The following is a 25,407-nucleotide window of genomic DNA, read 5'->3' on the forward strand; positions in this document are numbered from 1 at the left end:
ATTTAGTTCCCCCCGCACGATAGACCTGGATTAAGCAAAATCCACACTGCCGGCCTATCGTCATTTTCTAGTCGCGACGGGGAGGCCGCCATGCGTATTTTGATGATTCTGCTGCTGTGGATAAGCGCCGCGCAGGCGCAGGTGGTGTCCTTGCCGGAGATGCATGCCGGCCAGGTCAGCGTCTCCGGCCTGTCCTCCGGCGCCTATATGGCGGTGCAGTTTGAAGTGGCGTATTCGCGTTCGGTGGTCGGCGCCGGCGTGATCGCCGGCGGGCCGTACTTCTGCGCCCAGGGCAGCGTGTTCACCGCCACCACCAGTTGCAGCTGCACCAGCGATCTGTTCACCTGCCGCGTACGCAGCGGCGGCACGCGCGTGCCGGACCTGATCGCCATCACCGACTGGTTCGCCGCGCTGCAAACCATCGATCCCACCAGCGCGCTGGCCGGCCACCGCATCTGGATGTTGTCCGGCACGCTGGATACAGTGGTGCCGCAAGCGGTGATGAACGACCTGCAAACCTACTACCGCCACTACGTCGACGCCAACCGCATCGCCTACAAGCGCAACCTGGCGGCCGAACACGCGATGCCGACCGACAGCTACGGCAACAACTGCTCGGAATTGGGCTCGCCCTACATCAACAACTGCAATTACGACGCCGCCGGCGAGCTGCTGAACTGGATCTACGGCCCGCTGGCCGCGCGCAACAGCGGTACGCTGGGCGGCCGCTTCCTCGCCTTCGACCAGTCGGAATTCATCGCCGCTCCGTTCTGGCACGGCATGGCGGACTACGGCTATGTCTACATCCCGGCCGCCTGCGACAGCAGCGGCGGCGCGATGTGCAAACTACATGTGGTGTTTCATGGCTGCCTGCAGGCGCCGGCAAACATCGGCACCACCTTTGTGCGCCGCGCCGGCTACAACGCCTGGGCCGACAGCAACCGGCTGATTATCCTTTATCCACAGGCTGCCGCCACCTACACCAATCCCAACGCGTGCTGGGACTGGTTCGCCTACGACGACACCCGCTACGCCCAGAAAGCCGGGCGCCAGATGGTCGCCATCAAGCGCATGGTGGAGCGGTTGACCGGCACCACCAGCGTCGCCCTCATATGCCGCCGAGGCAGATGTACTTGATGACCAGGTAGTCCTCGATGCCATGATGCGAACCCTCGCGCCCCAGGCCGGACTGCTTGACGCCGCCGAACGGCGCCACTTCGTTGGAAATCAACCCGGTGTTGACACCCACCATGCCGCTCTCCAGTCCCTCGGCCACGCGCCAGATGCGGCCAACGTCACGCGAATAGAAGTAGCTGGCCAGGCCGAATTCGGTGCCGTTGGCCAGCGCCAGCGCTTCCTCGTCGGTCTTGAAGCGGAACAGTGGCGCCAGCGGGCCGAAGGTCTCTTCCTTCGCCACCAGCATGTCGGCACTGATATCGGCAATCACGGTCGGCTGGAAGAAGCTGTGGCCGAGCGCGTGGCGCTGTCCGCCCAGCAGCACGCGGCCGCCCTTGGCCACCGCATCGGCCACGTGCTGCTCAACCTTCTTCACCGCCTTCTCGTCGATCAGCGGCCCTTGCGTGACACCGGCTTCCACGCCGTTGCCAACTTTGAGTTTATCCACAGCCGCCACCAGCTTTTGCGCGAACGCGTCGTACACGCCGTCTTGCACGTAAATGCGGTTGGCGCAGACGCAGGTCTGGCCGGCGTTGCGGTACTTGGACGCGATGGCGCCCTCCACCGCCGCATCCAGATCGGCATCGTCAAACACGATGAAGGGCGCGTTGCCGCCCAGTTCCAGCGACAGCTTCTTGATGGTGGGCGCGCTCTGCTCCATCAGCAGCCGGCCCACCGCCGTCGAGCCGGTGAAGGTCAGCTTGCGCACGATGGGGTTGGAGGTCATCTCGCCGCCGATCTCCTTCGGCGTGCCGGTCACCACGCTGAACACGCCCGGCGGCACGCCGGCGCGCTCCGCCAATACCGCCAGCGCCAGCGCGCAGTACGGCGTGGCCTCGGCCGGCTTCAGCACCATCGGACAACCGGCCGCCAACGCGGGGCCGGCTTTGCGCGTGATCATGGCAATCGGGAAGTTCCATGGCGTGATGGCGGCACAGACGCCAATCGGCTCCTTGGTGACCAGAATGCGGCGGTCCGGCCATGGCGACGCCAGCGTCTCGCCGGCCACGCGCTTGGCTTCCTCCCCAAACCATTCGATGAACGAAGCTCCATACGCCACCTCGCCGCGCGACTCGGCCAGCGGCTTGCCCTGCTCCGCCGTCATCAACTGCGCCAGGTCTTCGGTGTTTTCCAGGATCAGGTCATTCCACTTGCGCAGGATGATGGCGCGCTCCCTGGCGGTCTTCTTGCGCCAGGCCGGCCAGGCGGCGTTGGCGGCATCGATGGCGCGCCGCGTTTCGGCGGCGCCCATCAGCGGCACGGTGCCCAGCTGTTCGCCAGTGGCCGGATTGGTCACGGCCAGCGTGGCGCCGTTATCGGCGTCGCTCCACTGGCCATTGAGGTACGCCTGCTGGCGCAGCAGGCTCGGGTCTTTCAGTTGCAGCATAAGGGTCTCCTTATTCCACGGTGAATGACGACAGATCCGGATGTGGTGGGGGATATTGCAGCTCCATGCCTTCCAGCGTCTCCAGCAGCAGGCTGGCGATCACCAGATTGCGATGGGTCTTGGAATTGGCCGGCACCACATACCATGGCGCGTGCGGCGCATCGGTCTCACGGATGGCTTTCTCGTAGGCGCGCTGGTAGTCGTCCCATTTTGCACGTTGCGTGATGTCTTCCGGGTTGAATTTCCACTGCTTGTCCGGATCGTCCAGCCGCTCCTGCAGGCGCTCGCGCTGCTCCTCCTTCGAGATGTGCAGGAACACCTTGATGATCACCGTGCCCGTCTCCGCCAGCATGCGTTCGAAGTCGCGGATTTGCGCGTAGCGGCGCTGGCACTCCTCGTCATCGATCATGCCCTGCACTTTGGTGATCAGCACATCCTCGTAATGACTACGGTTGAAGATCGCGATCTCGCCATTGATCGGCACATGCTGATGTACGCGCCACAGATAATCGTGCGCCAGCTCGGCATCGGTCGGCGCCTTGAAGCCCACCGCGCGCAAGCCCATCGGGCTGATGCCGCTGAACAGCGCGCGCACCGTGCCGTCCTTGCCGGCAGTGTCGGTGCCCTGCAGGATCAGCAGCACCTTCTGCTTGCGCTGCGCGTACAGCTTGTCCTGCAGCGCGGCGATGCGATCGATCAGCGCGGCGGTGCGCTCACGGTCCAGTGTCTTGGCGCGCGACTTGCCGAGTTTGGGGTTGGCGGCGCGGGTCGAGAACGTATCGTCGTCCGCGTCCTGGTCGCGCAACTTGAATTTTTTGGGGGCGCGGAAGCGCTGGCGGGCGTTGTGTGTCATGGAATCAGGATATCACTTCGCTGCCAGCTCTGCCGCCCGGTAGCCCCACCACGCCGCCTCCTCGAACACCGAAAAGCCGGACAAGTCAGCATGCGCAAACAGAATCGGGCCGTCCACCTGACGCAGCGCGCGCATGCCCGCATTGTTGCGGAAGCCCGGCCACGGCACCGCCATCGCATGGCCGCGCAGCGTGATATCGACCCGCTCGACGCAGGAGGCGAATTGCGCGCCATAAGCGGTGTGCATATCGGCGCCGGCCAGCGCCAGCAGCTCTTCGGGTTTGGCGCTGGCCATCCAGTGGCGCGCCGTGCTGGCCTTGCGGTCGGACAGCGCGACGTAGGCGCTGAATACGGTTTTTTCAGGCGGCCGCACGCGGATGTCCTGGTGGGTGGACACCACAAAGCCCAATCCCGGTTCGCTGTACACCACGTTATCCCACGACAGCGGCTGGCTAGGAAGTTCGTCCGGGAAGCGCTTGAGCAGGAAGTTCGCCACCATCCACGGCGCGTATTCGGGCGCATGGCGCGCCGGATCGAAGCCATAGTCCGCGATGTTTTCCACCACCCGCGCCGCCACGTAAGTCGGCATGGCGCAAATCGCTTTGCGCGCGCGCACCAGATAGCTGGTGGCTTTGCCGCCTTCCAGCTTGAAGCAAAGCGCCTCGACACCATCGGCGGTCTTTTTCAGCGACACCGCCGTACCGGCCACGCGCTTGACCGCCGCCGCCTGCTCCATGCCACGCGCCAGCGGTTGCAGGCCGCCGGGCCAGGTCAGCCAGGCGCCGTTGCCGGCGTTGGCGGCCTGGCCCCAACGGCTACAGTAGTAGTGCAGACCGGCCCACGCCGAGACTTTGTCATAGCGCGTGCCGTAATCGTCGCGGCAGCAGTAATTCAGATACCAGTGCAGCGTAGGCGACTTGTAGCCCTGCTGATCCATCCACTGCTTGAGCGAGATGCGGTCCAGCGCCTGCCATTCCGGATCTTCCGACGACAGCACGGTCGGGAACACGAACACGCGGCGGCCATCGGCGCCACGCGTCTGGCGCAAACGGTCCACTTCCGCGAAAAAGCGCTTGTGTTCCACCAGCTCCCACTGCGGCACGCCGTCGGTGGGAATGAAGCCATCCTGCCAGTGGCCGTTGAACAGCAGCCGTTCCTCCGGCGCGTGCAGGATGAAGCGCTCGTCGTAATACGGCTTCTCGGCAAAGGGGTCTTTCTGGATGATGCCAAGGTCCGCCAGGATCTCGCGCACATGCGTCGACTCGGGCGACGGCAGCGGCAGATAGTGGGCGCCGGTCGGATATTCGTACTCGCCAAACGCGCCGCCGGCGGCGTTACCGTGCGGCTGCGGACCGTCGATCATCAGCACCTCGGTCTTGCCCAGCTTTTTCAGCTTCCACGCGGCGGTGAGGCCGGCGATGCCGGAACCGAGGATGACGACATCGGTGTGGATAACTTGCGCTGGCGGCGGAATCGCGCGGCGGTCGCGCAGGAAGTGGCCCTCATCGCGGCCGACGTAGTTCACGGTCGGCGTGATTTCCTGCCAGCGCTGGAACGCCAGTCCGCTACCGGCGGCGGCCAGGCCGGAAGCGCCGGCCCACACCAGAAAGGATCGGCGCAGCATCAGCGTATCACCCGGCGCCAGTCCTGCTCGAATTCGTGCACGAGCGACTGGGTGTTGAGGCGATTCGGCTCCATCGCCATCGGCTTCATATCGGGCGGGAAGATGAACATCTCGCGCGTGGTATCGGCGTTCAGATAACGCATCGGCAGTCGGTAGCTGGAAGGCGGCGCGTACTGCGCCTGAGGCGTCGCCAGGATGAAGCCCCACTCACCAAACGATGGCACGTAGGCGTGATAGGGATAGGTCTTCAGGCCGACTTCGCGCAGCGTGGCGTCGATGGTCCAGTAAGCGTGCGGCGCGAAAAACGGCGACGTCGATTGCACCACCATCAGCCCATTCGCCGCCAGATGCTTGCGCACCATGCCGTAGAATGGCACCGAATACAGCTTGCCCAGCGCGAAGCTGGACGGATCGGGGAAGTCGACGATGACGGCGTCGAACATATCGTCGTTATGCTGCAGCCAGATCGCCGCGTCGGCGTTCACCACCTGCACCCGTTTGTCGCTGAACGAGCCGTGATTCAGCTTGACCAGCTCCTCGCGCCGCGTGAAGGCGCCGGTCATGGCCGGGTCCAGATCGACCAGCGTCACATGTTCGATATTCGGGTAGCGCAGGATCTCGCGCAACGCCAGGCCATCGCCGCCGCCCAGCACCAGCACCCGCTTCGCCCAGGGCAGCGGTTGCAGCACTGGATGCACCAGCGCTTCGTGATAGCGGTACTCGTCGCGCGACGAGAATTGCAGGTTGCCGTTGATGTACAGGCGCAGATCGTCCTTCCAGCGCGTGATCACCAGCCGCTGATACGGCGTGGTGGTGGCAAATACAATCTCGTCACCGAACAAGCCATGCTCGCCCCAGGAAGTCAGTTTGTCGGCAAAGGCAAAGCCGAACACCAGCGCGCACATCACGGTGCAGGCGCGCAGCAAACGGCCGCTGACGTTTTTCAGCTCTGTGGAAAACGCCTTGATTGTCCACAGGGCGACGCCGACATTCAGCATGCCGAACAAAAAGCCGGTGCGCACCAGTCCCAGATACGGCGCCAGCACCAGCGGGAACAGCAGCGACACCGCCAGCGCACCCAGGTAGTCGAAGGTCAGCACCTTGCTGACCAGTTCATTGAAGGCGGTCTGGCGTGCGTTCAGCGCGCGCATCACCAGCGGCACCTCCATGCCGACGAAGGCGCCGATCAAAAACACCATCACATACAACAGGGTGCGGAACGGCGCCGCCATCCACGAGAAAGTCATGAACAACACCGCCGCCGATACGCCGCCGACCAGCCCCACCGCGAGTTCGATGTCGACAAAGCGCGCCAGCACGTCTTCGTCCTTCACGTATTTGGAGAAGTGCGCGCCAACGCCCATGGCAAACAGGTAGCATCCGATAATCGTGGAGAACTGCAGCACCGAGTCGCCCAGCAGATAGCTGGACAGCGCGCCGGCGATCAGCTCATACGCCAGCCCGCATGACGCCACCACGAACACGGACAGGATCAGAATCTTTTTGGTCATTTCTACTCGTTTGCATTATTATCAAGTAAATACTTTACCCGAAGGTGCGCCGTGCCCGCCATCCTAAATTACCTGATCCACCTGCTGGTTGCCGCCGTGCTGCTGGCGGTGTTCTTCAAAGCCTACACCTGGATGACGCCCTTCGACGAGATCAAACTGATCCGGCTCGGTAACTACGCCGCATCGCTATCGCTGGGCGGGGCGCTGATAGGTTTTTCCATCACCATCGGTTCGGCGCTGATGCATACTGCCGATTACCGCGAGTTCGCGGCCTGGGCCTTCGGCGCGATGGTGGTGCAGATGCTGGCCTATGCCATCACCACCCGCGTGCTGAACATGTCCAAGGACCAGATCGAGGCCAACAACGCGGCGTTCGGCGGGCTGCTGGGTGCCATCTCCATTTCCATCGGCGTGATCAACGGCGCCTGCATTTCCTAATTTCGAGCGAGGACCATCATGGGTATCGGCAGCTTTATCAAGAAGCAGTTTATCGATGTACTGCAGTGGAACGAGGACACCGACGGCGTGCTGGCCTGGCGCTATCCGATGGCCGACCAGGAGATCCAGAACGGCGGCCAGCTGGTGGTGCGCGAATCGCAGGTGGCGCTGTTCGTCAACGAGGGCCAGATCGCCGACGTGTTCGGCCCCGGCACCCACACGCTGACCACGCAAACCCTGCCGGTGCTGACCAACCTGAAAAACTGGGACAAGCTGTTTGCCTCGCCGTTCAAGTCGGATGTGTACTTCTTCAGCACCCGCGTGCAGACCGGCCGCAAATGGGGCACGCCGCAGCCGATCACCATCCGCGACAAGGACTTCGACATGGTGCGGGTGCGCGCCTTCGGCATGTACTCCTACCGCATCACCAATCCGCGCTCCTTCTTCACCGAAATCAGCGGCACCCGCGAGACCTATACCCGCGATGAGGTGGAAGACCAGCTGCGCGGCATTCTGATGGCCAGCATGGCTAGCTCGCTGGGCGCGTCGCAAGTGCCCTTCCTCGACATGGCGGCCAATCAGGCGCTGATGGCGCAACAGGTCAAGGGCGACCTGACCACCGCGTTTGCGCGCTACGGCGTCGCGCTGGATGAATTCAACGTGGCCAGCGTCAGCCTGCCGGAAGAACTGCAGGCGGCGCTGGACGAGCGTATCTCGGCCGGCATGAAGGGCGGCATGAGCGCGGACAAGCTGGCCGGCTACACCAAATTCCAGGTCGCGAACGCGATCCCGCTGGCGGCACAGAATGAAGGCGGCCTGGCCGGCATCGGCGCGGGTCTGGGTGCAGGCATGACGGTGGGGCAGGCGATCGGCCAGGCCATGGGGTCGACCATGGCGCCGGCTACTGCTGCTCCGGCCGCACCGGCCGAGGACTCGATCGAAGCCCGCCTGGGAAAACTCAAGGGGCTGCTGGACAAGGGCTTGATCTCGGCCGCCGACTACGACAGCACCAAGGCCGAACTGCTGAAAAAACTGATCGGCTAAGCACGTGCAAATCGTTTCCTGTCCCAGCTGCGGCGCGGAAGTCAAATTCCGCTCGCACGCCTCGGTCATGGCTGTCTGCGAATACTGCAGCACGCGGGTGCTGAAGGAAGGCGACGCGGTCAAGGATCTGGGCAAGATCTCGTCGGTGCTGGAGGATTATTCACCGATCCAGATCGGCACTGCCGGAGTGCTGGGCGGGCGGCCGTTCACGGTGGTCGGCCGCATCCAGCTGCGTTATTCGGCCGGCATGTGGAACGAGTGGTATCTGCTGTTCGACGACGGTAAAACCTCTTGGCTGGGCGATTCGTCCGGCATGTACACCATCACCGCCGAATACGCTGGCGAGGCGCAGCTGCCAGCGTTTGAACAGCTGCTGCCGGGGCGGAATTACCCGATCAACGATTCGCCCTACACGGCGGCCGAAATCCGCGTTGCCGATTGTGTCGGTGGCCAAGGCGAGCTGCCGTTCAAGGTGGGCGACGGCTATCAGGCGCGGGTGGCGGACTTCCGCCGTGGCGTCGAATTTATCACGCTGGATTACTCGGACGGTCCGCAGCCAGTGATCTACACCGGTCTGTCGGTCACGCTTGAGAGCCTGCAATGCCAGCTGCTGCGCGACGATGACACCATCCAGCGCGCGGCCGGCCGCTATCGCGGCAAGCTGGATGCGCTGGATTGTCCATCGTGCGGCAGTCCGATCAAATACCTGCCCGGCATCACTGCCAACCTGGTGTGCCCGGCCTGCGCCACCCAGATCGACGCCGCCAGCCCGAAAGCGCAAGTGGTGGCCGTCGGCGAGCGCGTGGCCGCCGTGCCGCTGTCGCTGGAGCTGGGCGCGACCGCTAAAATCAACAACCAAGACTTCACCATCATCGGCATGATGCGGCGCGCCGACGACGAGGGCGCGCAGTGGAACGAATACCTGATGTACGGCCCGCGCGCCGGCTTTTCGTGGCTGGTGGAGACCGATGACGGCTGGTCCGGCGCCAACGTGCTGTCCGAGTGGCCGCAGTGGTACGCGCCCGGTTCCGCCAGCGTGACTGTGGATAAGGTGAAATTTGAGCGGCTTTACGACTACGGCGCGCAGGTGACCTACGCGGTGGGCGCCTTCAACTGGCGGGTGGCGGTGGGCGATCGCACGCGGGTGGAGGAATTCCAGGCCGGCCAGCTGCGGCTGGCGTCGGAAACCACGCGCGAGGAAATGACCTGGTCACGCTCGGCGCCGGTGTCGGCCGACCAGCTGAAGCTGTGGTTTGGCGAGGCGTTCAAAGGACGCGTCAAGGCGCCGTCGCGCGGTCAGCCGCTGGTCAACAACCGTTATCGCAGCACCGCCAAGTACATCATCTGGTTCATGCTGGCGCTGAATGCGATACCGCTGCTGACCAACTTCTCCGGCACCTGGTTCCTGAGCGCGATCGGCGCGCTGGCGCTGTATCTGCCGGCGACCTTCCTGGATAACCTCGACAAGTCATGAGCAGATTTTTCATCTACGCCATCATCGTGGTGCTGACCACCGTCAGCACCAGCTGGACGCGCATGCTGAGCGGCGGCGCGGGCCGCGGCTACACCGGCAGCAGCTGGAGCTCGCACACCGGTGGTGGTGGCGGCGCCTGGGGCAGCGGCTCCGGCGGCGGAGGCCACAAGTGAAGCGCGACATCGCCGCCCAGCTCCCGCCAGCGCCACCTGCGCCGACGACCGCGTCAGCACTCGCCGTCAGCGCGCCGCACCACGTCGTCGCCCAAGCTCAGGCCCACGCCCCCGCCGGCACCCACGTGCTGGCCGACCTGAACGGCATCGACGCGGCCCGCCTCAGCGACAGCGCTTTCCTGGAGACGCTTTTACGCGAAGCCGCCACCAGCGCCGGCGCGCAAATACTGTTCAGCCACTTCCACGGCTTCGGCGACGGCCAGGGCGTGACCGGCGTGGTGCTGCTGGCCGAATCCCACATCACCATCCACACCTGGCCCGAATGCGGCTTCGCCGCCGCCGACATCTTCATGTGCGGCAGTGCGCAGCCGGAGTTAGCGCTCGCTCTCATCGCAAAAGCCTTGCAGCCGAACGCCACCCGCATACAATCACTACATCGTTCATCCACTGGAGTGACTGCATGATCCTGCGCCATAGCGCCGCCGCCGTATTGATGCTGACCGCGCTGAGCGCGGCGCAAGCGGCCGACATCACCGTATTCGGCACCGTCGCCGCCAAGTCGGCGCTGGAGCAAATCGCCCCGGCGTTCGAAGCCGCCAGCGGCCACAAGGTCAAGCTGCGCATCGCCACCACCGGCGAACTTAAAGCCGAGATCGACAAGGGCGCCACCTTCGACGTCGCCTTCCTCACCGCCGCCGCGCTGGACGAGTTGATCCAGCAAGGCAAACTGGATGGCGCCGGCAAGGTGGTGGTGGCGCGCACCGGCGTCGGCGTGACTGTGGCCAAGGACGCGCCCAAACCCGCCATCGGCAACGCCGCCGAATTCCGCCGCACGGTGCTGGCGGCACGCTCGGTCACCTACTCGGCGCAGGGCGCGACCGGGCCGACCATCAAAAAGATCTTCGAACAGCTGGGCATTACCGATGCCATGAACGCCAAGACCGTCATCATCAGCAAAATCACCGCGCCGCAGGCGGTGGCGGCCGGCCAGGCGGAAATGGGCTTCACCCAGATCAGTGAAATCCTCGATACGCCGGAAGCGCAGCTGGCCGGGCCGCTGCCGCCGGAATTGCAGGTGTATTCAACCTTCTCCGCCGCGCCATCCGCCACCACGGCAGAGCGCGCGGCGGCGCAAGCTTTCGTCAACGCCCTGGCCCAGCCGGCCGCCAAAGCCATCCTCAAGGCGCGCGGGCTGGAGCCGCAATAACTGAAAGGACGCCGTCATGCCACTGTCTCAACTGGGCCAGATCGCCCTGCCCGTTACCAGCGCCGACCGCGCCGAGCAGTTCTACGGCGAAGCGCTGGGCTTGCCCAAGCTGTTCCGCTACGGCGAGCTGGTGTTCTTCAACTGCGGCGGCGTGCGCCTGATGCTGGAGGGCGGCAAGGAGCAGATCGATGCCGGCACCGGCGTCTGCCACTACTTCAAGGTCGACGCCATTGAAGCGGTGGCGGCCGAGCTGCAGGCCAAGGGGGTGACCTTCGAGCGCGAACCGCACCTGATCGCCAAAATGCCGGACCACGAACTGTGGATGGGCTTCTTCCGCGATCCGGACGGCCACCTGCTGGCGCTGATGGAAGAGAAGCGCTGACGCCGTTTCAAGCCGCCGCCTGCTCAACGGCCAGCGCCGCATCCTTGTCGGCGGCGGCGATCGCGGCCGGGCGGTTTTTGACCCGCGCCACGTAATCGTCAATCACCTGCAGCTTGGGCAGCAGGCCGAACATGCCCATCCAGCCGAACGACGTCGCCCACAGCACATCCAGCGCGCTGAACTGCTCACCCAACAGATACGGGCCTTTGGACAGCTGCTCGATCAGCGTATTGAACATGGTGTCGAAGTCGCCGTAGTGGCAGGCGGCTTTGTCGGCCGGCTTGTTCTTCATCCACTGGTCGACGATGGCCGGCTCGAAGCAACTGCCGTAAAACGCCATCCAGCGCAGATACGGGCCACGCAGCGGATCGCCCAGCGGCGGCGCCAGATGCGCTTGCGGGAACAGGTCAGCCAGATACAGGTAGATCGCCACCTGTTCGGTGACGATGGCTTCGCCATGGCGGATCGCCGGCACCTTGCCCATCGGGTTGACGGCCAGATAGGCGGCCTCGCGGTTCTCGCCCTTCTTCATATTCATCACATGCAGCTCGTAGGGCGCGTGCAACTCCTCCAGCAGGTGCAGCACGCCGCTGGAGCGGGAATACGGGCAGTGATACAAGGTCAGTTGCTGGTTCATGCGTTTCTCCTGTGTGGTGGTGAAAAACTCACGATAACGCTTGCTAGAATGAGGGTCTTGTAAAAACGCGAAGGCTTTATGACAACGCTGCACAGTGTACCGCGTCCGACCCGTGGGGTGGTCAATCCGGGCGCTGGCGAAAAGATGTTTCGACTCGAGCGCTATCTGCCCGAGGCGGACCTAGCGCCGTTTGTCGAACACTTCTGGCTGGTGGCGTGGTCGCTGCCGGACGGCGTCGTGCACGTGCAGCGCACCCTGCCCCGCCACGCCATCCACGTCGTGTTTGACGCCGGCCGCACAGCGGTGTTCGGCGTTATGACCGGTTCGTTTGAATACACGCTGCAGGGTGCCGGGCGGGTGCTGGGCATCAGCTTCCGACCAGGCGCGTTTCGCGCCTTCCTGCGGGCCGAGGTGCAGTCGATCACCGATCGCCAGCTGCCCTTGTCCGCCGTGTTTGACTGCGACGACGTCGAGGCCGAGCGCAGCGTGCTGAAGGCGGCCGACGACGCTGGCATGGTGGCCGCCGCCAGCGCCCTACTGCGCCGCGCGTTGCCGGCACCGGATCCAGTGGTGGAACACATCGCCGCCATACTGCAAGCAATCGAAAGCAACGCCGACATCACCCAAGTGCAGCAACTGGCCGATCAAGTCGGCATCAGCGTGCGCAAGCTGCAGATGCTATTCAAGGACTACATCGGCGCCAGCCCCAAGTGGATCATCCGCCGCAAGCGCCTGCTGGACGCCGCCGACCTGCTGGCCAAAGGCAGCGCCATCGACCTCGCCAGCCTGGCGCAACAACTGGGCTACTATGACCAATCCCACTTCACCACCGACTTCGAAAAACTGGTCGGCAAACCACCCGCCGACTACCGCCGCAGCTGCCAAGGGAACTAATCCAACACGGCACTGTCAAATGGGTTTGACTCTGCACGGGTTCGATATGTCGACCGACAAAGCCATGCCGCTGAGCGATGAAGAGCTCGCCGCTTTCGAAACCACTCGCGACATACACGCGGAATTACAGCAAACACTCGACGACCTCGCGGCAGACCGCAGCAGCGTCGTCTACTCCCCGTTGATCGCCGCACGTAAAGTTGCCGGGGTTACGCAGCAAGAATTTGCGGACTTCATAGGCGTCTCTGCCGAGACTCTGGAAGATTGGGAGCAGCGGCGTCAACAGCCGTCCAAAAGTGCACTAATGATGCTGGCGATCGCCATGAGCAAACCAGAGGTCGTTCAATCCGGCATTCCCTGTTTAGACAGGAAAATCATACAGGTGGATTACGAAATTATGGGCGGGAGTCCTGTATTTACCGGCACTCGTGTACCACTATCCTGTCTTTTCTCCTATCTGGGGTCAGGAGCATCCATTGATACGTTTCTGGACGAATATCCAAGCGTCCCAAGAGAATCTGCAGCATTGGTGATAGCGATGGCCGGACAAATTATCTGCGGCTATGCACAGCTCATTTCATCAACAGATAACAACAGGCAGGATGTTATCTAGATGACATTTTCCATTGAGAATTGTATGCTGACAAAATCGCAGGCTTCTGGGGAGCGCTGAGTTATGAACGTCGCAGCCAAGGTGGGTGGGAAGCAGTTCACGTTGCTGGAGGAAGCTCCGACAGATGCCGCCGAGGAGCTCCGCTCCTTACATACTCCCGAATTAGTGATTGCGCTATGCGGCCCCATCGGCTCTCCACTCCACGAGGTAGCGGCTAGTACGGAAGAGATGCTGACCTCAAAGTTTGGCTATACCAAAGTCGAAATTATCCGGCTGAGTGATTTCATTTCGACTTATGCCAGCAAGCGCCGCACTCCTATTGCTGGAAGTGGCGTCGACAGGTTCAAAGACCTCATAAAACTCGGCAACGACATGCGGGATGCTCACGGCAAAGAAATATTAGCCAAGCTCGCGATCAGCAGGATCGCCACAACTCGCGCAGCATTGGCTGAAGAGCAGACAAGCGACGCTAACGAGGGAAAGATTCCACAGCTTAAGGCTGTAACCCGGCCGCTCCGGGTTGCTCATATCATCGACTCCATCAAGAACCAAAGCGAGCTAGAAATTTTGCGACTTGTTTACGGCGAGTTGCTCTACACAGTCGGCGTATACACGCCCGTGTCATCACGAGAAGCGACACTCAAAAAACAAATGTCGGATGTAGACGTGTCCGAGCTGATTGATCGCGACTCCGGCGAAGAAAAAGAAAGCGGACAGACAGTGCGGCAGACCTTTCCCTTTTCTGATTATTTTTTACGTCTTGAAAGTCGCACTACCTCTGAAATTGAAGAACGGGTGGAGCGCTTTCTTACTTTGGTACTCGCAAGTAAGCCGCTAACACCCAGTGTGCATGAGATGGCAATGTATGCGGCAGCGGCCTGGTGGAAGCAAGCAAAGTTGAAAGCGTGACCAGGCATCTTCGACAGAGCACCGGTTTAAAAGATCTGATCGAATTTTCACGCGCGATCCATGCTGAAATGCACGCCATCTTAAGAGCACTCCCGCTTGGTGGCGAACAGATAAAAGGCGGGCGCATCTACGTTACGACTTATCCTTGCCACTCATGCGCGCGTCACATCATCGCGGCCGGCATCAAGGACGTCTACTTCATCGAACCTTATCGGAAATCGCTCGCTGTCAAATTGCACGATGATGCGATGACCGAAGATGAGACGGAGCAAGGAAAAGTAATTCTGCGTCAGTATGATGGCGTGGCACCGCGCCGATTCCTTGCGCTCTACAAGACCAACACGGACAGGAAGAAGAACGGCAAGCTGATTCGGGCCAATCCACAACTCACCAAACCCGCTGTCAAATTCTCACTGGAGGCGATTCCGCGCCTGGAAGCCATGGTGGTTGAACGATTGGATTTGGACCAGTTTTCAACACGCTAGGGCTTATAATCCTAATTCTGGAGCAGGAGATATCTCATGAAAACGTACGGTGAAAATTCAACGCAAATGGATCTCTTCCCGGATGCCGCTCTCAGCCTCAGTCAAGAATCCATTCCATCACAAAACAAGCCTGTCGCTCCTGTATTTGTCTTGCAGGAGCATCGCTTGAACAAGCAAGTCAGCGACGATAAACGACTTACGCGTAAAGTGCTGGCGCTACTTGAGCTGTAAATCCAACCGCAATAAAAAAAGGCAGCCGAAGCTGCCTTTTTTGCTGATGTTGCTGTGCGTTGCTTAGTGCTTGGCGCGCAGCTTGGCGATCGCTGCCAGCTGGCCGATGGCCGCTGCCAGTTCGGCTTGCGCTTTCGCGTAGTCGATGCCCGAGCTGTTGTTGGCCAGCGCTTCTTCGGCACGTTTCTTGGCCGCGGCCGCTTTGGCCTCGTCCAGATCCTTGCCGCGAATCGCGGTGTCGGCCAGCACCGTCACCGCGCCTGGCTGCACTTCCAGCAGGCCGCCGGCGACGAAGACGAACTCTTCTTCAGCTTGGCCTGGAACCTGGATGCGCACCGCGCCCGGACGAATGCGGGTAATCAGCGGCGTGTGCTTCGGGTAGATACCCAGCTCGCCCTGCTCACCCGGCAACGCGACGAATTCGGCGTCGCCAGAGTAGATCAACTCCTCTGCCGAAACCACGTCAACGTGAATAGTGTTTGCCATGTGTGTCCTATCGGGTGGAACGCCCCCACCTTGCGGCGGGGGCGAACAACGCAACTAATTAGTTGAGTTTTTTGGCTTTTTCGATGGCTTCTTCGATCGTGCCGACCATGTAGAACGCTTGCTCTGGCAGGTGATCCAGTTCGCCCGAGGCGATCATCTTGAAGCCCTTGATGGTGTCTTTCAGCGACACGTATTTACCAGGCGCGCCGGTGAACACTTCAGCCACGTGGAACGGCTGCGACAGGAAACGCTGCATCTTACGTGCGCGCGCCACCAGCAGTTTGTCTTCCGGTGCCAGCTCGTCCATACCCAGAATCGCGATGATGTCACGCAGTTCTTTGTAGCGCTGCAGGGTGCCTTGAACAGCACGCGCGGTGTCGTAGTGTTCTTGGCCAACCACCAGCGGGTCCAGCTGACGCGAGGTCGAATCCAGTGGGTCCACCGCAGGGTAGATACCCAGCGAGGCGATGTCACGCGACAGAACGACGGTCGAATCCAAGTGACCGAAGGTGGTCGCTGGCGACGGGTCGGTCAAGTCATCCGCTGGCACGTACACGGCCTGGATCGAGGTGATCGAACCGGTTTTGGTCGAGGTGATACGCTCTTGCAGACGGCCCATTTCTTCGGCCAGAGTCGGCTGGTAACCCACTGCGGAAGGCATACGGCCCAGCAGTGCGGACACTTCGGTACCGGCCAGGGTGAAGCGGTAGATGTTGTCGACGAAGAACAGAACGTCTTTGCCTTCATCACGGAACGCTTCCGCCATGGTCAGACCGGTCAGCGCCACGCGCAGACGGTTGCCTGGTGGTTCATTCATCTGACCGTAGACCATCGCCACTTTCGAGTTCTCTGGGTTTTCCAGATCAACCACTTTAGCGTCAGCCATTTCGTGGTAGAAGTCGTTACCTTCACGGGTACGCTCACCCACACCGGCGAACACGGACAGACCCGAGTGCGCTTTAGCGATGTTGTTGATCAGTTCCATCATGTTCACGGTCTTGCCGACGCCGGCGCCACCGAACAGACCGACTTTACCGCCTTTAGCGAACGGGCACACCAGGTCAATAACTTTAATACCGGTTTCCAGCAGATCCTGCGATGGCGACAGTTCGTCGTATGCAGGTGGAGCACGGTGGATCGAAGCGATCTGGTCGTGAGCGACCGGACCGCATTCGTCGATTGGGTTACCCAGCACGTCCATAATACGACCCAGGGTCGCTTTGCCCACTGGCACCATGATTGGTTTGCCGGTGTTCTGGATTTGCATGCCGCGACGCAGACCGTCGGACGAACCCAGAGCGATGGTACGGACGATGCCGTCACCCAGTTGTTGTTGCACTTCCAGCGTCAGCTCGGAGCCTTCCATCTTCAAGGCATCAAATACCTTGGGCATCGCGTTGCGTGGAAACTCAACGTCAACCACCGCGCCGATACACTGAACGATTTTGCCATCAGCCATGTTCGTTCCTTCAAATATAGTTAAATTCGTTTAAACCGCTGCCGCACCGGCGACGATTTCGGAGAGTTCTTTGGTAATCGCAGCTTGGCGGGTTTTGTTGTAGATCAGTTTCAATTCACCGATCACACTACCTGCGTTGTCGCTTGCCGCCTTCATCGCCACCATCCGCGCCGATTGCTCGGACGCCAGGTTTTCCGCTACCGACTGGTACACCAGCGCTTCTACATAGCGCTCCAGCAGTTCATCGATGACCGTTGCCGCGTCTGGCTCGTAGATGTAATCCCAGTTGTGATTACCTGCGTCAGCCTGTTTCTTCGCGGCAGGCAGTGGCAGCAATTGCTCAACCACTGGCTCTTGTTTCATCGTGTTGATGAACTTGGTGTAGCACAGGTAAACCGCATCCACCTCGCCGTTCTGGAACTTTTCCAGCATGACTTTGACGGGGCCAATCAGTTTTTCCAGGTGCGGGGTGTCGCCGATCTGGGTGACTTGCGCCACCACCGGAACGCCAACGCGATTCAGGAAACCCAAACCTTTATTACCAATCGCCACGGCGGCAATCTTGTTGCCGGCCGCTTCCAGCTCGCGCGATTTGTTCGTCACCAGACGCAGCACGTTGGTGTTCATGCCGCCGCACAGACCCTTGTCGGTCGTGACCACGATGAAACCAACCGCCTTCGCCGACTCCTTGGCTTCATCGGCCAGGAACGGGTGCGTGTACTCTGGATTCGCGTTCGCCAGATTTGCAGCGATGTTACGAACCTTCTCACTGTAGGGACGGGCGGCGCGCATGCGATCCTGCGCTTTGCGCATTTTCGATGCGGCGACCATTTCCATCGCCTTGGTGATCTTCTTCGTATTTTCTACGCTCTTGATCTTGCCACGTATCTCTTTGCCTACTGCCATGAGTCCTTACTCCTTCTGCGCTGAAGGCGCTCCAGGTTCAAAACCGGAGCGCCAAGCTAACTTAAAATGCGCCGGATTTCTTGAAGTCGGCGATGGCAGCGGACAGGGCGGCTTCGCCGTCTTTGTCCAGTTGCTTCGACGATTCAATTTTCGACAGCAGGTCAGCTTGTTTGGTCTTCAGGTACGCATGCAGGCCGGCTTCGAACGACAGTACTTTCTTCACTTCGACGTCGTCCAGGTAGCCCTTGTTCACTGCGAACAGCGAAGCGGCCATCAGCGAGATCGACAGAGGCGAGTACTGCTTCTGTTTCAGCAGTTCGGTCACGCGGGCACCGCGGTCCAGCTGCTTGCGGGTCGACTCGTCCAGGTCCGAAGCGAACTGCGCGAACGCAGCCAGTTCACGGTACTGTGCCAAGTCGGTACGGATACCGCCCGACAGGTTTTTGATGACCTTGGTCTGAGCGGCACCACCGACGCGCGACACCGAGATACCGGCGTTGATCGCAGGACGGATACCAGCGTTGAACAGCGAGGTTTCCAGGAAGATCTGGCCGTCGGTAATCGAAATCACGTTGGTTGGCACGAAGGCCGACACGTCACCCGCTTGGGTTTCGATGATCGGCAGCGCGGTCAGCGAACCGGTTTTACCTTTGACTTCACCTTTGGTGAAGGCTTCGACGTAGTCGGCGTTCACGCGCGCGGCGCGTTCCAGCAGACGGCTGTGCAGGTAGAACACGTCACCTGGGTAGGCTTCGCGGCCTGGTGGGCGGCGCAGCAGCAGCGAGATCTGACGGTAAGCAACCGCTTGTTTCGACAGGTCATCGTAGACGATCAGGGCGTCTTCACCGCGGTCGCGGAAGTATTCGCCCATGGTGCAACCCGAGTAGGCCGAAATGTACTGCATCGCAGCCGATTCCGATGCCGAGGCGGCCACAACGATGGTGTACTCCAGCGCGCCGTGCTCTTCCAGCGAGCGCACGATGTTCTTGATGGTCGAAGCTTTTTGGCCGATTGCAACGTAGATGCAAGTCATGCCCTGGCCTTTTTGGTTGATGATCGCATCAACCGCAACTGCCGATTTACCGGTTTGACGGTCGCCAATGATCAGCTCACGCTGGCCACGGCCAATTGGTACCATCGCGTCGATCGATTTCAGACCGGTCTGCATCGGCTGCGACACCGACTCACGGGCGATCACGCCTGGCGCGATCTTTTCGATCGGCGAGGTCAGCGCGGTGTTGACCGGGCCTTTGCCGTCGATCGGTTGACCCAGCGCGTTGACCACGCGGCCACGCAGTTCCGGGCCGACTGGCACTTCCAGAATACGACCGGTGGTTTTGACCGTGTCGCCTTCCGAGATGTGCTCGTAAGCACCCAGAATCACGGAACCGACCGAGTCACGCTCCAGATTCATGGCCAGGCCGAAGGTGTTGCCTGGGAATTCCAGCATCTCGCCTTGCATCACGTCCGACAGGCCGTGGATACGGACGATACCGTCGGCAACGGAAATAACCGTGCCTTGGTTACGTACTTCAGCGCCACCATCAAGGCCTTCGATACGGCTCTTGATCAGCTCGCTGATTTCAGATGGGTTGAGTTGCATACTAACTAACTCCTAAATAGGGTTTCTCTCAGCTTGCGCGAGATGAAGAATCTGTTCTAAGGTCGCCGAGGGTGAGCTCAGGCGACCAGTGCAACACGCATTTGCTGCAGCTTGGCGCGGACCGAAGTGTCCAGCACTTCATCGCCGACCACCACGCGCACGCCACCGATCAGCGCTGGATCCACGGTCACGACCGGGTTCAGCTTGCAGCTGAATTTCTTCTCCAGCGTCGCGACCAGTTCGCTGACCTGAGCGCTGCTCAGATCGAAGGCACTGGTGATGGCGGCGTCCGCGGCACCTTCCTGGGCGTTTTTCAACGCCTGGAATTGTGCGCCGATTTCCGGCAGCAGACTGATACGGCCATTCTCAACCAGCATGGACAGGAAGTTATCGGCTTCCTTGTTCAGCGGCGATTTCACCAGGGCCTTGAAGGCGGCGACGATATCGCTGGCCGACGCTTTCGGGTTGCGGGCAAATGCTTGTACCTCGGGGTGGGCGCCGATCTGGGCCAGTTCGGCCACCAGTTCGGACCACGCCGCGAGGTTGAACGATTCCTTACCTGCTTGGGCTACGCGGAACAGAGCTTCCGCGTAGGGACGGGCGACGGTTGCGTTTTCTGCCATGATTACAGCTCGACAGACAGGCGCGACAACAGATCGGCGTGGGCCGAGGCGTTGACTTCGCGCTTGAGGATTTGCTCGGCGCCCTTCACAGCCAGGTCAGCCACCTGAGCGCGCAGCGCTTCGCGCGCCGTGGCCAGTTGCTGCTCGGCTTCGGCCTTGGCTTGCGCAATGATGCGGTTCGCTTCGGCTTGTGCATTCGCTTTGATTTCCTCCGCTACCAGTTGCGCACGCTTTTCAGCGTCGGCAACGCGTTGCGAAGCTTCTTCGCGTGCACCCGACAGCGCTTCAGCGGCGCGCTTTTCAGCGGCTACCATAGCTTGCTGGCCTTGGTCGGCAGCGGCCAGACCATCGGCGATGCGCTTGGCACGCTCATCCAGCGCTGCGTTCAGCGATGGAAATACGAACTTCATCGACACCCAGACCAGCACCGCGAAGGTGATCATCTGGCCGATGAGAGACATATTGATGTCCATACCTTTGCTCCTAACTAAAAGTTTCTCCTAGGGTGGAGCAGATTACTGAGCAGCGGCCAGAACAGCGGCCAGGAATGGGTTGCTGAAGGTGTACAGCAGAGCAACACCAACGCCGATCATCGAGATCGCATCCAGCAGACCAGCGATAACGAACAGTTTGGTTTGCAGTTGTGGCATCAGTTCTGGTTGACGAGCCGAAGCTTCCAGGAATTTACCGCCCAGAATGGCGAAACCCAGAGCGGTACCGATAGCGGCCAGGCCGATGATGATAGCGGCTGCCAGAACGGTCATGCTTTGTACTTGTGCGATCAGAGCTTGCATTGAAATTTCTCCTAAGATTTAAAAAAGACTACAGATACTAAAAAATTAAAAACGAATTATTAGTGCTTCTCAACCGCAATGGCCAGATACACAACCGTCAGCGCCATGAAGACAAACGCTTGCAGGGTCACCACCAGAATGTGGAAGATCACCCACGGACCACCGAGCAGCCACTGTGCCCACCATGGCAGCAGAGCGATCAGAATGAACAGCAGTTCGCCGGCATACATATTGCCGAACAAACGCAGCGACAGCGACAGTGGCTTGGCCAGCAACTCGATCATCTGGAAGACGAAGTTGATCGGCGCCAGCACGATGGCCATGAAGCCATGCGCGTGGAACGGCGCGGTCAGCAGCTCTTTACCCCAGCCGCCGAGACCTTTGGCTTTGATCGAGAAACCAATAATGCACAGCATGACGCCGAAGGACATGCCGAAAGTGTGGTTGACGTCGGCGGTCGGCACGACGCGCAGTTTGTGGACGCCAGCGAAGGACAGCAGTTTAGGCAGCAGGTCGACTGGCAGGAAGTCCATGGCGTTCATCAGCCAGACCCAGCAGAAGATGGTGATGGCCAGCGGCGCGATCACTTTGCTCTTGGCGTGGAACGCCGAATTGACCACGTCGTTGACCAGTTCCATCACGGCTTCGACGAAGTTTTGCAGCTTGCCCGGCACGCCGGCGGTGGCGCGGCGCGAAGCCAGCCAGAACACGCCGAGGAAAACCGCGCCCAGAATGGCCGAAACCCAGAACGTGTCCAGGTTATACATGCCATCCGCCGATTTCAGGTGGCTCAAGTGGTGCTGAATGTACTCGATATTAGTGGGCGCTTCGTGCCCGACATGTTCAGTGGTCATAAAAAATATAAGATTTTGGTGATTAAATTGCGAGCAATGCCAACCAATACGCCAGGGTTGCCACCGCGAATCCTAAGATCAGCCATAACCATGAGGCCGACTGAAACAACGCTAGTGCCACCACAAACAGCACTACCGTGATAAAAATCTTTGTCACTTCCGCGCGGATATGCGCACGAAAAGCTTTTTTGGCGTCATTTGTTCCGCCCGCAACAATCATCGCGTACATCAGGCTCCCGATGACTGCGATTGCTCCGCCGTAGGCGGCCGACCAAGCTTTGAGTACTCCGCCGAGATTCCAGGCGAGCAAGGCGAATCCAGTGGCGATGGCGAACTGGAGGGCGACAATGCGGAACACCGGCTTCGAGATGCTCGTCGAATTACTCACTGCGAGCCTCCTTAAAAACCGATTAAACCCCAAAAGACGCGTGATTATATGTGTCTTTCATGTATCACGTCAAACATGCTGCACCGCAGCAGAGCATTTAGTGCACGAATGAGACGCTTTTAGAAACATTTCCGGGCGCTTTGCACCAACTTGTTGCGAGTTGGGAAATTGGCCAATGAGCAAAATTTCAGCGCCCGCACAGGGTATCGACGGCGCTGTCGAGACGGCCGCGCTGCAGACCGAGGTCGGTGCTGGCGTCGACCGGCGTCATCAGGGCGCGGCCGGTGGCGACCGCGAGGTTGCCGGCGTAGCAGTCGCGCCGTTCCGGGGTGTTCAGGCTGGCGCTGAAGGCCGAGGCCAGCGCCGCCTTCTTGCCGATGGCGGCGGCGTCCAGCCGGCCCTGGTCGCTGGAGCCGCTGAGACCACCGGCGAGAATGGCGGCAACCGCGCGGTCTTTGCCGACGCCGTAGTAACTGATGTTATCTGTCCAGTATCGGAGGCCATCGTCGTCCGGCGCGCGGTTAAACAGCTGGCGATAGATCTGCCGCACATAATCGGCCGGCTGATCCGGATTGTAGATTTCGTGGAACGAGCTGCTGGCGTACAAGCTGTCCAGCAGTGTGCGCAGCGATGGCTCGGTGGCATAGGCCGCGTCCAGCGCAGCCACACTCGGCTGCAGAATTTGACCGCGATAGCGCATGTCCTCGGCCAGCGTCGCCAGCTGCGCGGAAAAGTTTTCCAGCGCGCCGGGATCGGCCGGGTAGCCCAGATAGGCCAGATACAGTTGCTGCACCACCGGATACCAGACCCGGCGCTGCACCAGCAGCGCCGCCGGCTTCAGCTCACCGTCGGGACGCATCACCGAAAATCCCTGCTGGTTAACGCCGGATGACAGCGACCACAGGATGAAGCCGCGATCGGCCACGGTCAGCCCGTTGAGGAACAACTGATAATAAGCGGCGTTGAAATCATCGTCCGGGTCCGGACTGCCGAACTCACCGATGACCAGCGGCATGGCAGCACCCAGCTCGCGGCTCATCTCGCGCAACGAGGCCGCCTGCACATAGTTGATCTGGTTGCGGCTTTCCGGATCGCGGCTGTTGGTGGCCACGTACAGATGCGGGCTGGCGAAGGAAGAAATGTCTTTCCAGTATTTCAACAGCGGAATCTGGTGCTCGCCCACCGTGGTCGGATGCAGCGCATCCTGGCTGCGCACCAGGTTGTACATCGAATCGACCGCTTGCAGCACCGAGGCGTAATCTTCATTCCGATGCAGGCAATCGAAGGCCAGCGCGTTCCACATCGGCTCGTTCAAAATGTCCCAAGCCAGAAGCGCCTGGTGGGACTTGAACGCCTTGATGAAACTGTCGGCGCTGTCGCGCACGTCGAGGAAGCTCTTTTTCCAGTAACAGGGGGCGTCGTATTTGGTATAGCCGTCCAGCACCAGAATCACTTTCAGCTGGGCGGCGGCGGCCTTGTCCATGATTACCTGGACCTTGGCGATCACCTGCTGGTTCAGCAACGCGCGGTCGCCCTGCTCGCCCCACTCTGGTTTATCCGGATCGGCGCAGACGTGGCGGTATTCAGGGCTGTTGGGGATCCAATCGGCCGGGCGGCCGGGATTGCGCGGCGGCAGTATCACCGGCATGCGCAACACATTCAGCCCCATCGCCACCGCGTTGCCGATGATGGCGTCGGCCTGCTCAGCATCCGGCAGCCAGGCGGTGTGATCGCACAGGCGGTTGTCTTCGTAGGTTTGCATCAGCACGTTGGCGCCACGGAAGCTGGCGGCGTTGAACGCGGCGGCGTCGACCGCGACCGGCGGCGCGATCGGCGGCACGGCGGAACGCAGGTCCGGCGCGTCGAACAGCTCCACCTGGGTATTCACGCCCAGGCTCAGCCAGGCCACCGATTCCTGCAGCAAGCCCCATTGGAAGTCGCAGTTTTGCAGCTGCGGACGAGGACTCGGCCGGCAATACCTAGAGTCGGTTATCGCCACGTCAAAAGTGAAGGTATACAAACCGTTGGGTGGCACCGCCACGCCGGCAGGCAATTCAACCCGTCCCGTGCCCCAGCGACGGTTGTCAATCGGATTGACGGCGCCCAGCCGGTACTGGCTGGCGCCGGTCCAGGTGGTGTCGCCGGTATTTTTATAGGTGACGGAAACGCTATACGTTTTCCCCAACTGCATGGTGTTGGGGACGCTCTGCGAAATGAAGGTGGCACCGGGCGCGGCTAACGCCGCAGCGTGCAGGAACCACGCAGCGGCGCCTGCACATAGTGCTCTCGACAGTGAACTGATAGGCATTCATTTTTTCCGTATGAAAATCTTGCCAAATCAGTATACTATAAATTACAACTATTTCCCAGATGTAAGTAGCAAAAAATCAATCCCGCAGGCGGGCCAGCACGCCGTCGAGAATGTCGAGGTCGGCAAAGTCGATAATCATCTGGCCACGGCCCTTGGTGCCCATCTTGAACACCACCGGCGTCGCCAGACGGTCGGACAGTTCTTCCTCCAGGCGCAGGATGTCGCCCGACTTCTCCTTCAGGCGCGCTTCCTTCGGCGATGCCTTCAGCTCTTCCAGCGTTTTGTTCACCAGCTTTTCGGTTTCGCGCACCGACAGCCGTTTGGCCACCACGGTATTCGCCAGATTGATCTGGGTGGCGGCATCGACCGCCAGCAGCGCGCGCGCGTGGCCCATGTCGATATCGCCGGCCATCAGCATGGTCTGCACCGGTCCGGCCAGATTCATCAGGCGCAGCAGGTTGGACACCGCGCTGCGTGAACGGCCGACGGCAGTGGCCGCCTGTTCGTGGGTGAAGCTGAACTCGCTGATCAGGCGGTGGATGCCCTGCGCCTCTTCCAGCGGATTCAGATCTTCACGCTGCATGTTTTCGATCAGCGCCATCGCGGCGGCGGCCTGGTCGTCCACATCGCGCACCAAAACCGGGAGCACTTCCAGGCCAGCAATTTGCGCAGCGCGGAAACGGCGTTCGCCAGCGATGATCTCGTATTTGTCCTTGCCGACCGGACGCACCAGGATCGGTTGCATGATGCCCTGGCTCTTGATCGACGCCGCCAGCTCCTGCAGGCCGCCCTCGTCCATGCGGGTACGCGGCTGGTATTTGCCGGCCTGCATCTGCGTGACCTTCAGTTCGGACGGGGTATTGGCGTCCGGGGTGGTGATGTCGCTGTCGCCGCCAAGCAGCGCGTCCAGGCCGCGGCCCAGGCCTTTGAATTTTTTGGTTGCCAT

The 25,407-nt window shown here is 60.9% G+C and carries 29 protein-coding genes; 13 read left to right on the top strand and 16 right to left on the bottom strand.

Annotated features, from left to right (window positions below):
- Positions 1-90: 90 nt before the first annotated feature.
- Positions 91-1,137: an extracellular catalytic domain type 2 short-chain-length polyhydroxyalkanoate depolymerase gene (locus tag GJ699_RS09010; RefSeq protein ID WP_229262029.1), complete on the top strand. Its 1,047-nt coding sequence runs from the start codon at positions 91-93 to the stop codon at positions 1,135-1,137.
- Here GJ699_RS09010 and gabD read toward each other — a convergent pair.
- Genes gabD through GJ699_RS09030 form a run of 4 tightly spaced genes read right to left on the bottom strand, consistent with a single transcriptional unit; the run spans position 1,109 to position 6,550 of the window.
- Positions 1,109-2,563, bottom strand: a complete 1,455-nt coding sequence (gabD, locus tag GJ699_RS09015) for an NADP-dependent succinate-semialdehyde dehydrogenase (protein ID WP_154375283.1) — start codon at positions 2,561-2,563, stop codon at positions 1,109-1,111. The two genes, GJ699_RS09010 and gabD, sit on opposite strands and share 29 nt — an antisense overlap.
- Before the next feature lie 10 nt (positions 2,564-2,573).
- Positions 2,574-3,416 (bottom strand): PPK2 family polyphosphate kinase, encoded by an 843-nt coding sequence (locus tag GJ699_RS09020; RefSeq protein ID WP_154375285.1) that lies wholly within the window; start codon positions 3,414-3,416, stop codon positions 2,574-2,576.
- A 12-nt stretch (positions 3,417-3,428) separates the two neighbouring features.
- Positions 3,429-5,039 carry an NAD(P)-binding protein gene (locus GJ699_RS09025; protein WP_154375288.1) on the bottom strand — a complete coding sequence of 537 codons (1,611 nt, stop codon included), beginning with the start codon at positions 5,037-5,039 and terminating at the stop codon, positions 3,429-3,431.
- Entirely contained in the window at positions 5,039-6,550 is a 1,512-nt protein-coding gene (locus GJ699_RS09030) for a polyamine aminopropyltransferase (protein WP_154375290.1), read from the bottom strand. Before GJ699_RS09030 ends, GJ699_RS09025 begins: the two co-directional genes overlap by 1 nt.
- Before the next feature lie 51 nt (positions 6,551-6,601).
- Between GJ699_RS09030 and GJ699_RS09035 the strand changes: the two genes are divergently transcribed.
- From GJ699_RS09035 to GJ699_RS09060, 7 genes are all read left to right on the top strand, one after another.
- On the top strand, positions 6,602-6,988 hold the full coding sequence (locus GJ699_RS09035) for a DUF350 domain-containing protein (RefSeq protein ID WP_371867507.1): 387 nt from the start codon (positions 6,602-6,604) through the stop codon (positions 6,986-6,988).
- 18 nt (positions 6,989-7,006) lie between these two features.
- The gene (locus GJ699_RS09040; RefSeq protein ID WP_154375292.1) at positions 7,007-8,032 is read left to right on the top strand and encodes an SPFH domain-containing protein; all 1,026 of its coding nucleotides are present in this window, start codon (positions 7,007-7,009) and stop codon (positions 8,030-8,032) included.
- Between the two features lie 4 nt (positions 8,033-8,036).
- Positions 8,037-9,506, top strand: coding sequence for a DUF4178 domain-containing protein (locus GJ699_RS09045; protein WP_371867508.1), 1,470 nt, complete (start codon positions 8,037-8,039; stop codon positions 9,504-9,506).
- The gene (locus tag GJ699_RS34155) at positions 9,503-9,679 is read left to right on the top strand and encodes a hypothetical protein (protein ID WP_195763504.1); all 177 of its coding nucleotides are present in this window, start codon (positions 9,503-9,505) and stop codon (positions 9,677-9,679) included. Before GJ699_RS09045 ends, GJ699_RS34155 begins: the two co-directional genes overlap by 4 nt.
- Positions 9,680-9,804: 125 nt before the next feature.
- Positions 9,805-10,143 carry an adenosylmethionine decarboxylase gene (gene speD / locus GJ699_RS09050; protein ID WP_371867524.1) on the top strand — a complete coding sequence of 113 codons (339 nt, stop codon included), beginning with the start codon at positions 9,805-9,807 and terminating at the stop codon, positions 10,141-10,143.
- Complete coding sequence (locus GJ699_RS09055; protein ID WP_154375293.1) at positions 10,140-10,886, top strand: molybdate ABC transporter substrate-binding protein; 747 nt, start codon at positions 10,140-10,142, stop codon at positions 10,884-10,886. Before speD ends, GJ699_RS09055 begins: the two co-directional genes overlap by 4 nt.
- Before the next feature lie 16 nt (positions 10,887-10,902).
- Positions 10,903-11,268, top strand: coding sequence for a VOC family protein (locus GJ699_RS09060; RefSeq protein WP_154375295.1), 366 nt, complete (start codon positions 10,903-10,905; stop codon positions 11,266-11,268).
- Between the two features lie 7 nt (positions 11,269-11,275).
- Here GJ699_RS09060 and GJ699_RS09065 read toward each other — a convergent pair whose 3' ends face one another.
- Positions 11,276-11,905, bottom strand: coding sequence for a glutathione S-transferase family protein (locus tag GJ699_RS09065; RefSeq protein WP_154375298.1), 630 nt, complete (start codon positions 11,903-11,905; stop codon positions 11,276-11,278).
- A gap of 144 nt (positions 11,906-12,049) precedes the next feature.
- Here GJ699_RS09065 and GJ699_RS09070 point away from each other — a divergent pair, with 144 nt between their 5' ends.
- The 5 genes from GJ699_RS09070 to GJ699_RS09090 all read left to right on the top strand — a co-directional run bounded on the left by GJ699_RS09070 (position 12,050) and on the right by GJ699_RS09090 (position 15,037).
- Complete coding sequence (locus GJ699_RS09070) at positions 12,050-12,799, top strand: AraC family transcriptional regulator (RefSeq protein ID WP_308495509.1); 750 nt, start codon at positions 12,050-12,052, stop codon at positions 12,797-12,799.
- A gap of 46 nt (positions 12,800-12,845) precedes the next feature.
- Positions 12,846-13,412 (top strand): DUF433 domain-containing protein, encoded by a 567-nt coding sequence (locus tag GJ699_RS09075; RefSeq protein ID WP_195763505.1) that lies wholly within the window; start codon positions 12,846-12,848, stop codon positions 13,410-13,412.
- Between the two features lie 63 nt (positions 13,413-13,475).
- Positions 13,476-14,321 carry a nucleoside/nucleotide kinase family protein gene (locus tag GJ699_RS09080; RefSeq protein WP_154375303.1) on the top strand — a complete coding sequence of 282 codons (846 nt, stop codon included), beginning with the start codon at positions 13,476-13,478 and terminating at the stop codon, positions 14,319-14,321.
- A complete protein-coding gene (locus tag GJ699_RS09085; protein ID WP_154375305.1) occupies positions 14,294-14,806 on the top strand; it encodes a deaminase in 513 nt (170 codons plus the stop codon). The genes GJ699_RS09080 and GJ699_RS09085 overlap by 28 nt, the downstream gene beginning before the upstream one ends.
- 36 nt (positions 14,807-14,842) lie before the next feature.
- On the top strand, positions 14,843-15,037 hold the full coding sequence (locus GJ699_RS09090; protein ID WP_154375307.1) for a hypothetical protein: 195 nt from the start codon (positions 14,843-14,845) through the stop codon (positions 15,035-15,037).
- Between the two features lie 63 nt (positions 15,038-15,100).
- On the opposite strand, the gene GJ699_RS09095 is transcribed toward GJ699_RS09090, so the two are convergent.
- From GJ699_RS09095 to GJ699_RS09145, 11 genes are all read right to left on the bottom strand, one after another.
- On the bottom strand, positions 15,101-15,523 hold the full coding sequence (locus GJ699_RS09095; RefSeq protein WP_154375308.1) for a F0F1 ATP synthase subunit epsilon: 423 nt from the start codon (positions 15,521-15,523) through the stop codon (positions 15,101-15,103).
- A gap of 58 nt (positions 15,524-15,581) precedes the next feature.
- Entirely contained in the window at positions 15,582-16,982 is a 1,401-nt protein-coding gene (gene atpD / locus GJ699_RS09100) for a F0F1 ATP synthase subunit beta (protein WP_090188654.1), read from the bottom strand.
- A gap of 30 nt (positions 16,983-17,012) precedes the next feature.
- On the bottom strand, positions 17,013-17,888 hold the full coding sequence (gene atpG / locus GJ699_RS09105) for a F0F1 ATP synthase subunit gamma (RefSeq protein ID WP_154375310.1): 876 nt from the start codon (positions 17,886-17,888) through the stop codon (positions 17,013-17,015).
- A 61-nt stretch (positions 17,889-17,949) separates the two neighbouring features.
- The gene (gene atpA, locus GJ699_RS09110; RefSeq protein WP_154375312.1) at positions 17,950-19,491 is read right to left on the bottom strand and encodes a F0F1 ATP synthase subunit alpha; all 1,542 of its coding nucleotides are present in this window, start codon (positions 19,489-19,491) and stop codon (positions 17,950-17,952) included.
- Between the two features lie 77 nt (positions 19,492-19,568).
- On the bottom strand, positions 19,569-20,114 hold the full coding sequence (locus GJ699_RS09115; protein WP_154375314.1) for a F0F1 ATP synthase subunit delta: 546 nt from the start codon (positions 20,112-20,114) through the stop codon (positions 19,569-19,571).
- Positions 20,115-20,116: 2 nt separating this feature from the next.
- Positions 20,117-20,587 carry a F0F1 ATP synthase subunit B gene (locus tag GJ699_RS09120; RefSeq protein WP_154375316.1) on the bottom strand — a complete coding sequence of 157 codons (471 nt, stop codon included), beginning with the start codon at positions 20,585-20,587 and terminating at the stop codon, positions 20,117-20,119.
- A gap of 42 nt (positions 20,588-20,629) precedes the next feature.
- Entirely contained in the window at positions 20,630-20,908 is a 279-nt protein-coding gene (gene atpE / locus GJ699_RS09125) for a F0F1 ATP synthase subunit C (RefSeq protein WP_154375318.1), read from the bottom strand.
- A gap of 59 nt (positions 20,909-20,967) precedes the next feature.
- Positions 20,968-21,762 carry a F0F1 ATP synthase subunit A gene (atpB, locus tag GJ699_RS09130; protein WP_154375320.1) on the bottom strand — a complete coding sequence of 265 codons (795 nt, stop codon included), beginning with the start codon at positions 21,760-21,762 and terminating at the stop codon, positions 20,968-20,970.
- A gap of 22 nt (positions 21,763-21,784) precedes the next feature.
- The gene (locus tag GJ699_RS09135; RefSeq protein WP_371867509.1) at positions 21,785-22,150 is read right to left on the bottom strand and encodes an ATP synthase subunit I; all 366 of its coding nucleotides are present in this window, start codon (positions 22,148-22,150) and stop codon (positions 21,785-21,787) included.
- 187 nt (positions 22,151-22,337) lie between these two features.
- Positions 22,338-24,458 carry a cellulase family glycosylhydrolase gene (locus GJ699_RS09140; protein ID WP_154375325.1) on the bottom strand — a complete coding sequence of 707 codons (2,121 nt, stop codon included), beginning with the start codon at positions 24,456-24,458 and terminating at the stop codon, positions 22,338-22,340.
- Between the two features lie 79 nt (positions 24,459-24,537).
- Positions 24,538-25,407 carry a ParB/RepB/Spo0J family partition protein gene (locus GJ699_RS09145; protein ID WP_154375327.1) on the bottom strand — a complete coding sequence of 290 codons (870 nt, stop codon included), beginning with the start codon at positions 25,405-25,407 and terminating at the stop codon, positions 24,538-24,540.

This window comes from Duganella guangzhouensis, from assembly GCF_009674535.1.
Taxonomy (GTDB): domain Bacteria; phylum Pseudomonadota; class Gammaproteobacteria; order Burkholderiales; family Burkholderiaceae_D; genus Rugamonas; species Rugamonas guangzhouensis.

What these genes read in the sequence shown, in the direction of transcription:
- atpG (WP_154375310.1), bottom strand. Translation starts at nt 17,888, where the DNA reads ATGGCAGTAGGCAAAGAGATACGTGGCAAGATCAAGAGCGTAGAAAAT.
- GJ699_RS09020 (WP_154375285.1), bottom strand. Translation starts at nt 3,416, where the DNA reads ATGACACACAACGCCCGCCAGCGCTTCCGCGCCCCCAAAAAATTCAAG.
- GJ699_RS09010 (WP_229262029.1), top strand. Translation starts at nt 91, where the DNA reads ATGCGTATTTTGATGATTCTGCTGCTGTGGATAAGCGCCGCGCAGGCG.
- GJ699_RS09070 (WP_308495509.1), top strand. Translation starts at nt 12,050, where the DNA reads ATGTTTCGACTCGAGCGCTATCTGCCCGAGGCGGACCTAGCGCCGTTT.
- GJ699_RS09120 (WP_154375316.1), bottom strand. Translation starts at nt 20,587, where the DNA reads ATGGACATCAATATGTCTCTCATCGGCCAGATGATCACCTTCGCGGTG.
- GJ699_RS09065 (WP_154375298.1), bottom strand. Translation starts at nt 11,905, where the DNA reads ATGAACCAGCAACTGACCTTGTATCACTGCCCGTATTCCCGCTCCAGC.
- atpA (WP_154375312.1), bottom strand. Translation starts at nt 19,491, where the DNA reads ATGCAACTCAACCCATCTGAAATCAGCGAGCTGATCAAGAGCCGTATC.
- GJ699_RS09030 (WP_154375290.1), bottom strand. Translation starts at nt 6,550, where the DNA reads ATGACCAAAAAGATTCTGATCCTGTCCGTGTTCGTGGTGGCGTCATGC.
- GJ699_RS09060 (WP_154375295.1), top strand. Translation starts at nt 10,903, where the DNA reads ATGCCACTGTCTCAACTGGGCCAGATCGCCCTGCCCGTTACCAGCGCC.
- GJ699_RS09095 (WP_154375308.1), bottom strand. Translation starts at nt 15,523, where the DNA reads ATGGCAAACACTATTCACGTTGACGTGGTTTCGGCAGAGGAGTTGATC.
- GJ699_RS09090 (WP_154375307.1), top strand. Translation starts at nt 14,843, where the DNA reads ATGAAAACGTACGGTGAAAATTCAACGCAAATGGATCTCTTCCCGGAT.
- GJ699_RS09075 (WP_195763505.1), top strand. Translation starts at nt 12,846, where the DNA reads ATGTCGACCGACAAAGCCATGCCGCTGAGCGATGAAGAGCTCGCCGCT.
- gabD (WP_154375283.1), bottom strand. Translation starts at nt 2,563, where the DNA reads ATGCTGCAACTGAAAGACCCGAGCCTGCTGCGCCAGCAGGCGTACCTC.
- GJ699_RS09145 (WP_154375327.1), bottom strand. Translation starts at nt 25,407, where the DNA reads ATGGCAACCAAAAAATTCAAAGGCCTGGGCCGCGGCCTGGACGCGCTG.
- atpB (WP_154375320.1), bottom strand. Translation starts at nt 21,762, where the DNA reads ATGACCACTGAACATGTCGGGCACGAAGCGCCCACTAATATCGAGTAC.
- GJ699_RS09025 (WP_154375288.1), bottom strand. Translation starts at nt 5,039, where the DNA reads ATGCTGCGCCGATCCTTTCTGGTGTGGGCCGGCGCTTCCGGCCTGGCC.
- atpD (WP_090188654.1), bottom strand. Translation starts at nt 16,982, where the DNA reads ATGGCTGATGGCAAAATCGTTCAGTGTATCGGCGCGGTGGTTGACGTT.
- atpE (WP_154375318.1), bottom strand. Translation starts at nt 20,908, where the DNA reads ATGCAAGCTCTGATCGCACAAGTACAAAGCATGACCGTTCTGGCAGCC.
- GJ699_RS09115 (WP_154375314.1), bottom strand. Translation starts at nt 20,114, where the DNA reads ATGGCAGAAAACGCAACCGTCGCCCGTCCCTACGCGGAAGCTCTGTTC.
- GJ699_RS09055 (WP_154375293.1), top strand. Translation starts at nt 10,140, where the DNA reads ATGATCCTGCGCCATAGCGCCGCCGCCGTATTGATGCTGACCGCGCTG.
- GJ699_RS09040 (WP_154375292.1), top strand. Translation starts at nt 7,007, where the DNA reads ATGGGTATCGGCAGCTTTATCAAGAAGCAGTTTATCGATGTACTGCAG.
- GJ699_RS09140 (WP_154375325.1), bottom strand. Translation starts at nt 24,458, where the DNA reads ATGCCTATCAGTTCACTGTCGAGAGCACTATGTGCAGGCGCCGCTGCG.
- GJ699_RS34155 (WP_195763504.1), top strand. Translation starts at nt 9,503, where the DNA reads ATGAGCAGATTTTTCATCTACGCCATCATCGTGGTGCTGACCACCGTC.
- GJ699_RS09080 (WP_154375303.1), top strand. Translation starts at nt 13,476, where the DNA reads ATGAACGTCGCAGCCAAGGTGGGTGGGAAGCAGTTCACGTTGCTGGAG.